Source organism: Sphingomonas sp. BK235, from assembly GCF_004345855.1.
Classification (GTDB): Bacteria; Pseudomonadota; Alphaproteobacteria; order Sphingomonadales; family Sphingomonadaceae; genus Sphingomonas.
In genome coordinates this window covers 87,869-101,821 of record NZ_SLXN01000012.1, presented here as the reverse complement: position 1 = coordinate 101,821, position 13,953 = coordinate 87,869, and the positions used below count along the sequence as shown (strand labels likewise).

The 13,953-nt window shown below is 71.8% G+C and carries 13 protein-coding genes; 8 read left to right on the top strand and 5 right to left on the bottom strand.

The features are described from left to right. Positions 1–436 precede the first annotated feature (436 nt). A complete protein-coding gene (locus tag EV292_RS20595; protein WP_132911150.1) occupies positions 437–1,660 on the top strand; it encodes a threonine synthase in 1,224 nt (407 codons plus the stop codon). 15 nt (positions 1,661–1,675) lie between these two features. On the opposite strand, the gene EV292_RS20590 is transcribed toward EV292_RS20595, so the two are convergent. Then, positions 1,676–2,344 (bottom strand): GntR family transcriptional regulator, encoded by a 669-nt coding sequence (locus EV292_RS20590; protein WP_132911149.1) that lies wholly within the window; start codon positions 2,342–2,344, stop codon positions 1,676–1,678. Positions 2,345–2,513: 169 nt separating this feature from the next. Here EV292_RS20590 and EV292_RS20585 point away from each other — a divergent pair, with 169 nt between their 5' ends. Both EV292_RS20585 and EV292_RS20580 read left to right on the top strand, forming a co-directional pair. Continuing rightward, positions 2,514–3,737 (top strand): FAD-binding oxidoreductase, encoded by a 1,224-nt coding sequence (locus EV292_RS20585; protein WP_132911148.1) that lies wholly within the window; start codon positions 2,514–2,516, stop codon positions 3,735–3,737. Then, positions 3,734–4,912 carry a Xaa-Pro peptidase family protein gene (locus EV292_RS20580; RefSeq protein ID WP_132911147.1) on the top strand — a complete coding sequence of 393 codons (1,179 nt, stop codon included), beginning with the start codon at positions 3,734–3,736 and terminating at the stop codon, positions 4,910–4,912. The genes EV292_RS20585 and EV292_RS20580 overlap by 4 nt, the downstream gene beginning before the upstream one ends. A gap of 6 nt (positions 4,913–4,918) precedes the next feature. Here EV292_RS20580 and map read toward each other — a convergent pair whose 3' ends face one another. Beyond that, positions 4,919–5,686 carry a type I methionyl aminopeptidase gene (map, locus tag EV292_RS20575; RefSeq protein ID WP_132911146.1) on the bottom strand — a complete coding sequence of 256 codons (768 nt, stop codon included), beginning with the start codon at positions 5,684–5,686 and terminating at the stop codon, positions 4,919–4,921. Position 5,687: 1 nt separating this feature from the next. Continuing rightward, entirely contained in the window at positions 5,688–5,885 is a 198-nt protein-coding gene (locus EV292_RS20570; protein WP_132911145.1) for a ParD-like family protein, read from the bottom strand. Between the two features lie 122 nt (positions 5,886–6,007). Between EV292_RS20570 and EV292_RS20565 the strand changes: the two genes are divergently transcribed. Continuing rightward, complete coding sequence (locus EV292_RS20565) at positions 6,008–6,751, top strand: dienelactone hydrolase family protein (RefSeq protein WP_132911144.1); 744 nt, start codon at positions 6,008–6,010, stop codon at positions 6,749–6,751. A gap of 80 nt (positions 6,752–6,831) precedes the next feature. After that, positions 6,832–8,664: a DUF885 domain-containing protein gene (locus tag EV292_RS20560; protein WP_132911143.1), complete on the top strand. Its 1,833-nt coding sequence runs from the start codon at positions 6,832–6,834 to the stop codon at positions 8,662–8,664. Between the two features lie 61 nt (positions 8,665–8,725). Here the strand turns inward: EV292_RS20560 and EV292_RS20555 are convergent, their stop codons facing one another. After that, positions 8,726–10,144: a DEAD/DEAH box helicase gene (locus EV292_RS20555; RefSeq protein ID WP_132911142.1), complete on the bottom strand. Its 1,419-nt coding sequence runs from the start codon at positions 10,142–10,144 to the stop codon at positions 8,726–8,728. A gap of 274 nt (positions 10,145–10,418) precedes the next feature. Further along, positions 10,419–10,892, bottom strand: a complete 474-nt coding sequence (locus EV292_RS20550; protein WP_132911141.1) for a hypothetical protein — start codon at positions 10,890–10,892, stop codon at positions 10,419–10,421. An 87-nt stretch (positions 10,893–10,979) separates the two neighbouring features. Here EV292_RS20550 and EV292_RS20545 point away from each other — a divergent pair, with 87 nt between their 5' ends. The 3 genes from EV292_RS20545 to EV292_RS20535 all read left to right on the top strand — a co-directional run bounded on the left by EV292_RS20545 (position 10,980) and on the right by EV292_RS20535 (position 13,946). Continuing rightward, positions 10,980–12,428 (top strand): FAD-binding oxidoreductase, encoded by a 1,449-nt coding sequence (locus EV292_RS20545; protein WP_243693891.1) that lies wholly within the window; start codon positions 10,980–10,982, stop codon positions 12,426–12,428. Positions 12,429–12,509: 81 nt separating this feature from the next. Then, positions 12,510–13,277 (top strand): SapC family protein, encoded by a 768-nt coding sequence (locus EV292_RS20540; RefSeq protein WP_132911140.1) that lies wholly within the window; start codon positions 12,510–12,512, stop codon positions 13,275–13,277. A 123-nt stretch (positions 13,278–13,400) separates the two neighbouring features. Further along, a complete protein-coding gene (locus EV292_RS20535) occupies positions 13,401–13,946 on the top strand; it encodes a cytochrome b (protein ID WP_132911139.1) in 546 nt (181 codons plus the stop codon). Positions 13,947–13,953: the final 7 nt, after the last annotated feature.

The window sequence follows — 13,953 nt, the reverse complement described above, 5'->3', positions numbered from 1 at the left end:
CTGACCGGCTCGTCCTCGACGCTCGACCACCGCCCGCTGCCGCAGGACGATCCGATGCAGCGCAAGCCCGACATCGCGCTGGCGCAGAGCCGGCTGGGCTGGGAGCCCACGGTCCAGCTGCGCGAGGGATTGCAGCGCACGATCGACTATTTCCGCGCCTTCGCTGCCTGATATCGACCGACCGCCGGTCCTCCCCTGCGCTGCCGGGGCTCGTTGCGAAATTGTGTTCGCGCGCCTCACCCTCGTCATCCCGGCCTGGAGCCGGGATCCATGGGGCAGCAAAAGCCACGGCTTAGGTGTTCGCGGCACGATAGATCCCGGCTCGCGGCCGGGATGACGGTATTTTCAACGATCCCCTGCGCCGGGGAGGATCGCGGCGACGCCCGCGCCACCGCGGCGCATGGACGCCGCCGCGGCACGCGCTAAGACCGGGCGGATGAACGACAACCTCACCGCCGACCGCGCCACCTTCGTGACCCATCTCGAATGCTCGCTCACCGGCGAGCATTATGCGGCGGACCAGCTCCACAATCTCTCCCGCGCCGGGCGCCCGCTGCTGGTGCGCTACGACCTCGACTCGGTCCGCGCCGCGCTGCCGCGCGAGACGCTGGCGGCGCGCGCGACCGACCTGTGGCGCTGGCGCGAGCTGCTGCCGGTGCGGCACACCGCCAACGTCGTCAGCCTCGGCGAGATCGAGACGCCGCTGGTCCCGATCGCGCGCAGCGGCGGCGCCAACGTCTGGGTCAAGGACGAGGGGCGCCTGCCGACCGGCAGCTTCAAGGCACGCGGGCTGGTGATGGCGGTGGCGATGGCCAAGGAGCTGGGGGTCACCCGCATCGCCATGCCGACCAACGGCAATGCCGGCGCCGCGCTGGCGGCCTATGCCAGCCGCGTCGGCATCGAGACGATCGTGTTCTGCCCCGAGGACACGCCCGAGGTGAACGTGCGCGAGATCGCGGCGCAGGGCGCGCGCGTGTGGCGCGTCAACGGGCTGATCGACGATTGCGGCGCGATCGTCGGCCGGGGCGCCGCCGAGGGGCGCTGGTTCGACTTTTCCACGCTCAAGGAGCCCTATCGAATCGAGGGCAAGAAGACGATGGGGCTGGAACTCGCCGCGCAGCTCGGCTGGCGGCTGCCCCGGGCGATCTTCTACCCGACCGGGGGCGGCACCGGGCTGATCGGCATGTGGAAGGCGTTCGACGAGCTCGAGCGGCTCGGCTGGATCGGCCGCGAGCGGCCGCGCATGTACGCGGTGCAGGCGTCGGGCTGCGCGCCGATCGTCCGCGCCTTCGAGGCGGGCGAGGAGCATGCCGAGCGCTGGGAGGATGCGCACACCGTCGCCGCCGGGATCCGCGTGCCGCGCGCGGTGGGCGACTTCCTGATCCTGCGCGCGGTGCGCGAGAGCGAGGGCAAGGCGCTGGCGGTGGGCGATCCCGCGATCCTCGCCGCGGTGGACGCCTGCGCGCGGCGCGACGGGCTGCTGCTCTGCCCCGAGGGCGGCGCGACGCTGGCGGCCTATCAGCAGGCGCTGCGCGACGGCGAGGTCGACGAGGACGAGGAGGTGGTGCTGTTCAACTGCGCCACCGGCCTCAAATACCCGCTCCCCGCCGCCGAGCAGCGGCTCGACCGCCACGCGCCGATCGACTTCGACCGGCTGTGACCCGGGCGGCGGCGATCAGGCCGCCGCCACTGTGCCCGCGGCGAATTGCGTGCGCAGATCGTTGAGCGTGCCGGCGATATGATCGTGGAGCAGGCGCTCGTGCGCGGCCACGTCGCGCGCCATCCAGCTGTCGATCAGCCCCTGATGCTCGAGATGCGCGCGCGCGTCGCGCCCGGCGGGCTCGAGATGCGCGACCGTGTAGCGCTCCGCCAGGATGCCGAGCCGCTCGACCAACTGGGTCGTCAGCCGGCGCCCGCCCGGACGCACCAGCGCGATGTGGAACACGCGGTTGCGCACCGCCACCTCGGCGAGGTTGCTCGACGCCGCCTCGTCGAGCGCGTGGAACGCGGTGAGCGCGGCCTGGCGCCCCGCCTCGTCCGCCACCGCCGCCGCGCTCGCCGCCGCGGCGGGCTCGATCGACAGCCGCAGCGCGTAGATCTCGTCCGCCTGCTCCGCCGACATCGGCTGGACCGAATAGCCGCGATTGGCCTGGCTCGACAGCAAACCCTCCTGTTCGAGCCGCGCCAGCGCCTCGCGCAGCGGGATCTTGCTCACGCCCAGCTCGCTGGCCAGCGCGTCCTGGCGGATCGGCATGTCGCCGCGCAGCTCACCCGTGACGATGCGTTCGCGCACGATCTCGAACACGCGATCGGACAGGGTGCGGGCAATGATACTGACGGTCATGACGGTCCCTCGGGGAGCGCGCGGCAACCCGGCGCGGACATGGATCATCTCAGATGGGTTGTGAACGATCAATCAACATCGCGTTCAGGATCAGCCTTATCGACGCGCGCGGCTTGCCCGCGCCGATCGTATACTTTAGGACCGGGAAAGTGACCAGCCGGTGTCCTCGATGCGGATCCTGATCGTCGGGGGGGGCGTCGTCGGGCGCACGCTCGCCCTCGCGCTCGCGCAGCGCGGGACGCGGGTGACGCTGCTGGACCGACAGGCCGCCCTGCCCGCGGCCTCCTGGGGCAATGCGGGTCATATCGCGACCGAGCAGGTCGAGCCGATCGCCTCGCCCGCCACCTTGCGCTCGGTCCCGCGCCGGCTGTTCTGGCGCGGCGGGCCGCTCAGCCTGCCCCCCGCGCAGGCGCATGTCTGGCTGCCCTTCGCGCTGCGGCTCGCGTTGGCGTCGCGCCCGGCAAGGTTCCGGCACGGGCGCGCGGCTCTGGCGGGGTTGCTCGCGGCGGCGCTGCCGGCGTGGCAGCGGCTGGCGCAGGCGCTCGGCGATCCCGCGCTGGTGCGCGCGGACGGCCATCTCGTCGCCTGGGAGAGCGCCGCCAGCGCCGCGCGCGGCCGCGCCGCCTGGGAAGCGGCGGACACCGGCACCGCCCGCGTCGACGCGGTCGACGCGGCGACGCTGGCGCGGGCGCGCGCGCTCGCCCCCGCGATCGCCGACGCGATCCGCTTCATCGGCAGCGCGCAGGTGAGCGACCTCGACCGGCTCGCCGCCGCGCTCGACGCCGCACTGGCGGCGGCGGGAGTGACGCGCGCGACCGGCGCCGCGACGCTCGCGCGCGACGGCGAGCGGATGCGCGTGCCCGGGCATGACGTCGACCTGATCGTCGTCGCCGCGGGGATCGGGTCGCGTGCCTTGCTCGCCGCGGCGGGCGAGCGCGCGCCGTTGATCGCCGAGCGCGGCTATCATATCCGCGCCGCCGCGCCGGACTGGCCCGCCGATTTGCCCCCGCTGGTGTTCGAGGACCGCTCGATCATCGCGACGCGCTACGCCGATCGCGTCCAGCTCGCCGGCTTCGTCGAGTTCGCGCGCGCCGATGCCGCGCCCGATCCGCGCAAATGGCAGCGGCTCGAGGCGCATGCCGCCGCGCTGGGGCTGCCGCTGCGGCCGCCGTTCGAGCGTTGGGTCGGTGCCCGGCCGACCTTGCCCGACTATCTGCCCGCGATCGGGCGCTCGACCCGCGCGGCCAATATGTTCTACGCCTTCGGTCATCAGCATCTCGGGCTGACGCTCGCGCCCGTCACGGCGGAGCTGCTGGCCGACGCGATCACCGGCGCGGCGCCGGCGATCGATCTCTCCCCTTTCGACCTCCGCCGCTTCGGGACGTTCGCATGACCATCGGCACCTCCGACCCCGATACCGAGCTCGCCGCGATCCGCCCCGCGCCCGCGGTGCCGCCGATCACCGCCGCCGAGCATCGCGCGCGGATCGATCGCGCGCGCGCGCTGGCCGAGCAGAGCGGCGCCGCGGCGCTGCTGATCGGCGCGGGCGCGAGCCTGCGCTATTTCACGGGAGTGAGCTGGGGCGCGAGCGAGCGGATGGTAGCGCTGCTGCTCCCGGTCGAGGGCGATCCCTTGATGATCTGCCCCGCGTTCGAGCGCGGCTCGCTCGCCGCCGAGCTGGCGATCGACGCCGAGGTGGCGCTGTGGGAGGAGGACGAGGATCCGGTCGCGCTGGTGGCGCGCGCGCTCGCGCCGGGCGCGCGGCTGGCGCTCGATCCGCTGCTGCCGTTCGGCTGGGGCGAGCGGCTGCGCGGCGCGGGGCTGGCGGTGAGCGACGGCGGCGCGGCGATCGACCGCTGCCGCATGGTCAAGTCGGCCGCGGAGCTCGCCTGCCTCGCCGCCGCCAAGACGATGACGCTGGAGGTGCAGCGCCGCGCCGCCGCGATCCTCCGCCCCGGCATCGCGGCGAGCGCGGTGGCGCGCTTCATCGACGCGGCGCATCGCGCGATCGGCGGGGGCGGATCGTTCTTCTGCGCGGTGCAGTTCGGGCGTGCCACCGCCTTCCCGCACGGGCTGCCGGGGGACCAGACGCTGGAGCAGGATCAGCTGGTGCTGATCGACACCGGCTGTCGCGTCCACGGCTATCATTCGGACATAACCCGAACCTATGCCTTCGGCCAGGTCGATGCCGCGATCCACGAGACGTTCGCGCTGGAGCGCGCGGCGCAGGCGGCGGCGTTCGCCGCGGTGCGCCCGGGGGTGACATGCGAGGCGGTGGACGCCGCGGCGCGCGCGGTGCTGGAGCGTGCCGGGCTGGGGCCGGGCTATCGCCTGCCGGGGCTACCGCACCGCACCGGTCATGGCATCGGGCTGTCGATCCACGAGCCCGCCTATCTGGTGCGCGGCGACCTTACCCCGCTGGAGCCGGGGATGTGCTTCTCGAACGAGCCGATGATCGTGGTGCCGGATCGCTATGGCGTGCGGCTGGAGGATCATTTCCGCGTCACCGCCGAGGGGGCCGCCTGGTTCACCCCGCCGCAGGAGTCGCTCGACCGCCCGTTTGGCTGAGCCCGCTCACGCGGCGCGGCGTTCGTCGCTGCGCAGGGTCAGCACCTCGACCCCGCCCGCGGTCACCGCGACGGTATGTTCGAACTGCGCCGAGAGCTTGCGGTCGCGCGTCAGCACCGTCCAGCCGTCGTCGCTGGTGTCGACGCGACGGCTGCCCTGGTTGAGCATCGGCTCGACCGTGAACACCATCCCCTCGCGTAGCGCCGGCCCAGTGCCGGGGCGGCCGAAGTTGAGGATCTGCGGCTCCTCGTGCATCTCGCGCCCGATGCCATGGCCGCAGAACTCGCGCACCACCGCATAGCCGTGCTTCTTGGCATGGCGCTCGATCGCCGCGCCGATGTCGCCGAGCCGCGCGCCCGGCCGGACCGCGCCGATCCCCTTCCACATCGCCGCCTGCGCCACCGCCACCAGCCGCCGCGCCGCGGGGGCCACCGCGCCGACCTCGTAGGTCTTGCTCGAGTCGGCGATGAAGCCGTTCTTCTCCAGCGTGATGTCGAAGTTGACGATATCACCGTCGCGGATGATCTCGCCCGCGTCGGGGACGCCGTGGCACACCACCTCGTTGCGCGAGCAGTTGAGCACATATTGGAAGCCATATTGCCCCTTGCTCGCGGGGCGCGCCTGCAGGTCCTGGGTGATATAGCGTTCCACCAGATCGTTGACCGCGAGCGTCGACATGCCCGCGAGCGGCTGGCGGTCGAGCATCTCGAACACCGAGGCGAGCAGACGGCCCGACACGCGCATCAGCGCCAGCTCATCGGGGGTCTTGACCATCTCAGGCCGCGACCGCCTGGCGCCGCGCGGACTCATATTGGCGCTGGACGATCTCGTTGAACGTCAGCGTCGGGTTGGCCTCGGCCAGCATCCCGATCGTCATCCAGAACTCGGCCTGGGCGTTGATCGAGCGGCACATCACCGTGCTCGCGCGGCGTGCCTCGGCGTGCAGTCCGTCGTCGATCTTCACGATGCCCATCGCCTGCCCTCCGTGTGACGATATGGTCCATATACGGATCGTATCGGCGACACAATCGCCCGCCTTGCCGCGGCGGTGCGCGGCTGGCACAGCGCGCCGCGTCATCGCGAGGGAGCAGAGCCATGATCGTGCGCAGCGACGAGACCGAGGACGTGGCGGTACCCGGCGTCGGCACGATGCGGATTCATCTGTTCCGCCCGGCGATCGAGGGGCGCTTCCCGGGCGTGCTGTTCTTCTCCGAGATCTATCAGGTGACCGCGCCGATCCGCCGGCTCGCCACCCTGCTCGCGGGCAACGGCTATGTCGTCGCGGTGCCCGAGGTCTATCACGAATATGAACCCGCCGGCACGGTGCTGGCCTATGACCAGGCGGGGACCGACCGCGGTAACGCGCTCAAGTTCGCCAAGCCGGTCGCGGCCTATGACGCCGACGCGCGCGCCGCGCTGAGCGCGCTAGCGGCGCATCCCGCGTGCGACGGACGGCTCGCCACCTTCGGGGTCTGTCTCGGCGGGCATCTCGCCTATCGCGCCGCGCTGGACCCGCGCGTCGGCGCCGCAGCCTGTTTCTACGCCACCGACATCCACTCGGGCACGCTGGGCGAAGGCCGCGCCGACGACAGCCTCGCGCGGATGGACGAGCTGCGCGGCGAGGCGATGTTCGTCTGGGGACGGCAGGATCCGCATGTCCCCTTCGCGGGGCGCGAGGCGATCCGCGCGCGGCTGGAGGCGGTGGACGCGCGCTACGAATGGCATGAGGTCAACGCGCCGCACGCCTTCCTGCGCGACGAGGGGCCGCGCTACGATCCCGCCCTGTTCCTGCAAGGCGTCGCCTGGACGATCGCGCTGTACCGGCGCGCGCTCGGCTGATCGCGCCGGGCCGCGGTGGGGCGGCATTGCGCGCGTCGCGGCGGCGCGACACAAGGGGCGCGTTGCACCGGGAGAAAGTGATGCGTCGAGTTGCCGCGCTGTTGTTGCCCCTGACCCTGCCCCTGCCCCTGCTCGCCGCCGCCCCCGCGGCGCAGGCGCCGGCCGCCCCCGCCGGGGACGCGAGCACGGCCGCGGCGGATCGCGCGCTGCTGACCTTCCTCGACCAGAAGTTCGACGAGCAGCTCGCGCTCAGCCCGGAGAGTCAGACCCAGCTCGGGCTCAAGACCGACGAGGACCGGCTCGACGATTATACCGATGCCGCGCAGGTGCGCGCCCGCGACCTCGCCGAGCGCCAGCTGGCCGAGCTGCACGCGCGCTTCCGCCCCGAGCAGCTCGGCGAGTCGGCGCGGGTGAGCTACCGCCTGTTCGAGGAGGAGGTGGCGCGCGGCCGCGCCTCGTTCCGCTTCCGCCAGTTGCGCTTCCCGGTGTCGACCAACGGCAGCCCGGCGGGGGCGATCCCCGTGCTGCTCATCAACAACCACCGCGTCGACACCGTCGCCGACGCGCAGGCCTATGTCGCGCGGCTGCGCGACACCGAGCGCGTGATGCGCGAGGTCGCCGCGACGATGCGCGCGCAGGCGGCCAAGGGCATCATCCCCAACAAGGTCAATTTCGCCCCCGCGCGCGCCGACGCGCTCAAGGTCGTCACCGGCGCGCCGTTCGACGCCGGCGCGGATTCGACGGTGCTCGCCGATTTCCGCAAGAAGGTCACCGCGCTCGGCGCGCCCGCCGCGACCAAGACCAAACTGATCGCCGACGCCACCGCCGCGCTCAAGGGGCCGTTCCGTCAGGGCTATGACGTGCTGATCGCGGCGCTGGACGAGATCGCACCCAAGGCGACGGGCAATTACGGCGCGTGGCACCTGCCCGACGGCCAGGCCTATTATGCCGACCGGCTGCGCGAATCGACCACGACCGATCTCAGCGCCGACCAGATCCACGAGCTGGGCCTGAAGCAGGTGGCGGCGATCCGGGCCGAGATGGAGGCGGTGAAGCGCCAGGTCGGCTTCACCGGGACGCTGGAGCAGTTCTTCGACAAGGTGCGCGGCGATCCCGCGCTCAAATATCCCAACACCGCCGCCGGGCGCGAACAATATCTGGGCGACGCGCGCGCGGTGATCGCTGGGGTGATGACCGCGGCGCCGCGCTATTTCCGCGTGCTGCCCAAGGCACCGCTGGAGGTGCGCGCGGTCGAGAAATGGCGCGAGGGCACCGCCTCCACCGCTTTCTACAACCCGCCCTCCGCCGACGGGAAGCGGCCGGGGATCTATTACGTCAATCTGGTCGACATGAACCAGACGCAGAAGGTCCAGGTGGCGGGAATCGCCGCGCATGAGGGCGCGCCCGGCCACCATTTCCAGATCGCGCGACAGCAGGAGCTGACCGACCTGCCCAAGTTCCGCAAATACGGCGGGTACGGCGCCTATATGGAAGGCTGGGGCCTGTATTCGGAGCGGCTCGCCGACGAGATGGGGGTCTATAAGACGCCCTACGACCGGTTCGGCATGCTGTCGCTCCAGGTGTGGCGCGCGATCCGGCTGGTGCTGGATACCGGCATCCATTCCAAGCGCTGGACGCGCGATCAGGCGATCGCCTATTTCCGCGGCAACAGCTCGGTGTCCGACACCGATATCGCGCGCGAGGTCGACCGCTATTTCAATTGGCCGGGGCAGGCGACCAGCTACATGGTCGGCCAGCTCAAGATCGCCGAGCTGCGCGCGCGCGCCGAGCGCGAACTCGGGCCGAGGTTCGACATCCGCGACTTCCACGAGGCGGTGCTGAGCCAGGGCGCGCTGCCGCTGGGCGTGCTGGAGGAGCAGGTGAACCGCTATATCGCGGCGAAGAAGGGGTGAGGCACCGCGGCTGGCCCCCCTCCCCGTGCCGGGGCGGAGGGGACACAGCCCGGCTGGTGGCTCAGACGGTGAGCGTCACCTGGAGGAATTCGGGGATCGGGCCATTCCAGCCGCCGTCGTCGGGACCGTCGTCGCGGTCGCGGCGGCGGTCGGCGTAGCGCTCCTGCCGCGGCGCGGCGGCGCGGTCCTCGCGCGCACGGCGCGCCGGACGCTCCTCGCCGATCGCTTCCTCGCGCGGCAGCGCCTCGGAGTCGGTCGCGCGGGCGGGGCGGCGCGCACCGCGGCGCTCGCCCGGCTCGGGCCGCTCGCCGCGCGTGCGCCGGCCGCGCCCGCGCTCCGCCTCCTCGGCCTCGGTCTCGGGCAGCGACTCGAGCCGCGCGATCGCCTGACCGGTCAGCTTCTCGATATTCTCGATATTCTCGAGATCGTCGGGCGCCGCCAGCGTGAAGGCCACCCCCGTCGCGCCGCCGCGGCCGGTGCGGCCGATGCGGTGGACGTAATCGTCCGGGTGCCACGGCGCGTCGAAGTTGAAGACGTGGCTCACGCCCTTGATGTCGAGCCCGCGCGCCGCGACGTCGCTGGCGACGAGGATGTTGACCTCGCCCTTCTTGAACTTGTCCAGCTCGGCGAGCCGCGCCGGCTGGTCCATGTCGCCGTGGATCTCGCCGCTGGCGAAGCCGTGCTGCTGCAGGCTCTTGTTGAGCTCGCGCACGGTGGTCTTGCGGTTGCAGAAGATGATCGCGGTGCGCACCTCGTCCTGCTTCAGCAGCTGGCGCAGCGTGCGGCGCTTCTCGAACGACGTGCCCTTCACCGGCACCACCCACTGGGTGATGTTGACGTTGGTGGTGGCCGGGCGCGCCACCTCGATCGTCTTGGGGTTGCTGAGGAAGCGGTCGGCCAGCTTCTTGATCGGCGGCGGCATCGTCGCCGAGAACAGCAAGGTCTGGCGCTGCGCCGGCAGCTTGGTGCAGATCTCCTCGATATCGGGGATGAACCCCATGTCGAGCATGCGGTCGGCCTCGTCGATCACCAGCATCGAGCAGCCGGTGAGCAGGATCTTGCCGCGGCCGAACAGGTCCATCAGCCGGCCCGGCGTGGCGATCAGCACGTCGACGCCCTTCTCCAGCGCCTTGACCTGATCGCCCATCTGCACGCCGCCGATCAGCAGCGCCATCGAGAGCTTGTGATACTTGCCGTATTTCTCGAAATTCTCGGCCACCTGCGCGGCGAGCTCGCGCGTCGGCTCGAGGATCAGGCTGCGCGGCATGCGCGCGCGGCTGCGGCCGTGCGCGAGGATGTCGATCATCGGCAGCACGAAGCTGGCGGTCTTGCCCGTCCCGGTCTGCGCGATGCCGATGATGTCGCGCATCATCAGCACGGGCGGGATCGCGCTCGCCTGGATCGGCGTCGGCTCGGTATAGCCGGTGTCGCCGACCGCGCGGAGAAGTTCGTCGGAGAGGCCGAGATCGGCGAAGCTCATGCAGATGTCCGGGCTGTGGGGCGCGGGCGGAACCGCAGGGAAAGCCTGGCCCCGTGCGCTTCCCTATCCGCGATGAGAAGTCAAGGAGAATGCGGGTCGGCGGCGCTGTGGAGGGGGGACGCATGCCTTGTTCACCAGCGTCATCCTGAACTCGTTTCAGGATCCACGGTGCCGCGTACCCAGAGGCGGCGGCGCTGGCGGCACGGTGGATCCTGAAACGAGTTCAGGATGACGGCGAAGAGAGGCGAGCGCGGCGCTACCCCGGATCCACCCGCTACTTCCGCTTCTTCGGCACCAGGGTGCGGAACTTGCTGATCGGGCACAGCGCGCCCGAGCGCGAGCGGATCGCGTCGCGCCCCGCGCAGATCTGGCCGTCGCTGGTCGGCCGCAGGTAGAAGCCAGCGTAGAAATCCAGCGTCGGGCAATCGTCGTCCAGCTTGGCGCGGATACGGCGCGCGCCCTCGATCACCAGGTCGACGTCGCCGGAACGGTCGATCGCCGCGCCGGTCAGCGCGGTGACGCGCAGGCATTCGGGACCGCGCTTCTCGTCCCATTCCACCGGCGGGGGCGACACCGCACGTGCGCCGCGCGGCGCGGGCGCGACCCGCGGGATGCGGATGATCAGCCGCTCGTGGATCGTCAGCTGCGCATATTCCGTCCCGTCCCAATCCGCCGCGGGCGCGCGCGCCGACACCGCCAGCGGAGCGGCCAGCAGCAGCGGCAGGACGGGCAGGAGGCGCTGGAACATGCGGCGTGGCCGGTTGCGGTGAATCGGTTGAATGCCGCCTGAATTGAACGGAGCCGCTTTTGGGAGCAAGGGACGGGCGTGACCGAAGTGCAACACCCCAGCATCGAAGCGCTCGCCGCCCGGCTCGCCGCCCTGCTCGCCCCGGGCGCGATCGTCACCGATCCGGACGCGATCGCGCCGTGGCTCACCGATTGGCGACGCCGCTACCACGGCGCGGCGACGCTGCTGCTCCAGCCGCGCGACACCGCCGAGGTGCGCGCGATCGTCGTCGCCGCGCGCGCGCTCGGCGTGCCGCTGGTGCCCCAGGGCGGCAACAGCTCGATGGTCGGCGGCGCCACCCCGCCCGCGGACGGCCGCGCCGCGATCCTGTCGCTGCGGCGGCTCGACCGCATCCGCCGGCTCGATCCCGCGGCGGGGCTGGTGGTCGCCGAGGCGGGCGTGGTGCTCGCCGATCTCCACGCCGCCGCGCTGGCCGAGCGACGGCGCTTCCCGCTGTCGCTCGGCGCCAAGGGCAATGCCACGGTCGGCGGGCTGGTCTCGACCAACGCGGGCGGGACGCAGGTGCTGCGCTTCGGGACGATGCGCGGGCTGGTCGCCGGGGTCGAGGCGGTGCTGCCCGACGGCACGCTGCACGACGGCCTGCCCGCGCTCAAGAAGGACAATCGCGGCTATGACCTCGACCAGTTGCTGATCGGCGCGGAGGGGACGCTGGGGGTCGTCACCGCCGCCACGCTGCGGCTGGTGCCCGCGGTCGCGGCGCGCGCGGTCGCCTGGGCGGGCGTCGCCTCCCCCGACGCGGCGATGGCGCTGCTGCGCCGGATGCAGCGCGCCGCGCCCGCACTGGAGAGTTTCGAGCTGCTGCCCGACGAGTCGCTCGCCGCGGTGCTGGCCTATCTGCCCGACGCGCGCGCGCCGCTGGCGGGGCGGCACGCGTGGCACGTGCTGATCGAGGTCACCGCCGACGTCGCGGACGACGACCCCGGCGCGCTGGTCGAGGCGCAGCTCGCCGCCGCGCTCGACGCGGGCGAGATCGCCGACGCCGCGCTGGCGCAGAGCGAGGCGCAGGCCGAGGCCTTCTGGCGGCTGCGCGAATCGATCTCGGACGCGGAGCGCGCCACTGGCCCCGCCGCGCAGCACGACATCTCGGTGCCGGTGGAGACGATGCCGCGCTTCATGGTCGAGGCCGCGGCGGCGTGCGACGCGCGCTTCCCCGGCACGCGCGCCTCGGGCTTCGGGCATCTCGGCGACGGCAACGTGCATTTCCACGTCCGCGCCGCCCCCGGCACCGACCCGGCGCATTGGTATGCCGAGCAGGTGCCGGTGGTGTCGCGCTTCGTCCATGACCTGGTGGTGGCGGCGGGCGGCTCGATCTCGGCCGAGCACGGCATCGGCCAGATGAAGATCGCCGAGCTGGAACGGCTCGGCCCGCCGGCGCGGCTCCACGCGCTGCGCGCGATCAAGCGCGCGTTCGATCCGGGGCAGCTGTTCAACCCCGGCAAGCTCGTCGCGCTTGCGCCCGACCGCGGCAGTGAATAACCCCGGCGACCATCCGCGCGGCGACCGGACGCGACGCGCCGCGACCTGACTGCCACCCTTCATCGTCCATTGGAGATTCTCATGGCCAGCGCGCCGCAACTGCCGCTCTTCTACAACGGGCTCGAGCCGCTCTCGAGCGAGACGCACGCCCAATATAAGGTGAAGCCCTCGACGGTCGCCCCCTTCCTCGCCAACCAGCATGCGGTGCCGCTGACGGTGGAGGAATTCCCGCTGGTGCAGCGCCATATGCCGATCGTCTTCTCGTCGGGCGACGACGCCATCCCGCTCGCGCTGATGGGGCTCAACGAGGGCGTCAACGTCTTCCTCGACGACAGCGGCAAGCTGATCGAGGAGTCGATCTACGTTCCCGCCTATGTGCGGCGCTACCCGTACATGCTGGCGCGGCTGACGCCGGACGCGCAGGAGCTGTCGCTGTGCTTCGACCCGACCTCGCCGACGATCGGCGCGTTCGACGATGGCGACGCGCTGTTCGAGGCCGGCCAGCCCACCGAGCTGACGCGCAACATCCTTCAGTTCAACGAGAACTTCGAGCAGGCCGCGGCCCGCACCGCGCAGTTCATGAACGAGGTGCGCGAGCTCGGCCTGCTGATGGAGGGCGAGGTGACGATCCAGCAGGACGGCGTCGAGCAGCCCTTCATCTACCGCGGCTTCCAGATGATCGACGAGCAGAAGCTGGTTGACCTGCGCGGCGACCAGCTGCGCAAGATCTCGCAGTCGGGGCTGCTGCCGCTGCTCTACGCGCACCTGTTCTCGCTGTCGCTGATGCGCGACATCTTCGCGCGCCAGGTCCGCCTGGGCAAGATGCCGCAGCCGCAGCTGACGATCTGACCTGACGCGGCACGCCACGGCCTCGTCGCGCGACGAGGCCGTTGCATCGCGCGCCGGGACCGATCACGCTGCACCGTCCCTGCACGCGGCACGACGGCGCGGGATCGGTGAGGAGAGACGGCGATGGCGACGCGGTATCCGGCGACGACGCGTTACTCGCAGGTCGCCATCGCCTTCCACTGGACCATCGCCGCGCTGGTGGTCTTCAACATCGCGGTCGGGCTGGGCCATGATCCCATCCCCGCGCTGCGCGCGCTGATGCCCGCGCACAAAGCGGTGGGCATCACCGTGCTGGCGCTGACCGTGCTGCGCGTGGCGTGGCGGCTGGCGCACCGCCCCCCGCCGCTGCCCGCGCACCTGCCGTCGTGGGAACGCGGCGCGGCGCACGCCACGCATGCGACGCTGTATCTCCTGTTGTTGCTGCTGCCGCTGAGCGGATGGGCGATGGTGTCGGGGCCGCAGGGGCGCCGCCCGCTCACCTGGTTCGGCGCGGCCGATCTGCCCTATCTGCCGGTCACCTCCCCCACCGCCGAGCGCGCCGCGGCGCTGCACGGCCTGTTCGGCTGGGTGATGCTCGCGCTGGTGCTGCTCCATGTCGGTGCGGCGCTGCGCCACCATCTGCTGCTGCGCGACGGCGTGCTCGCCCGGATGCTGCCCGGCGCGCGCTGAGCGAGTC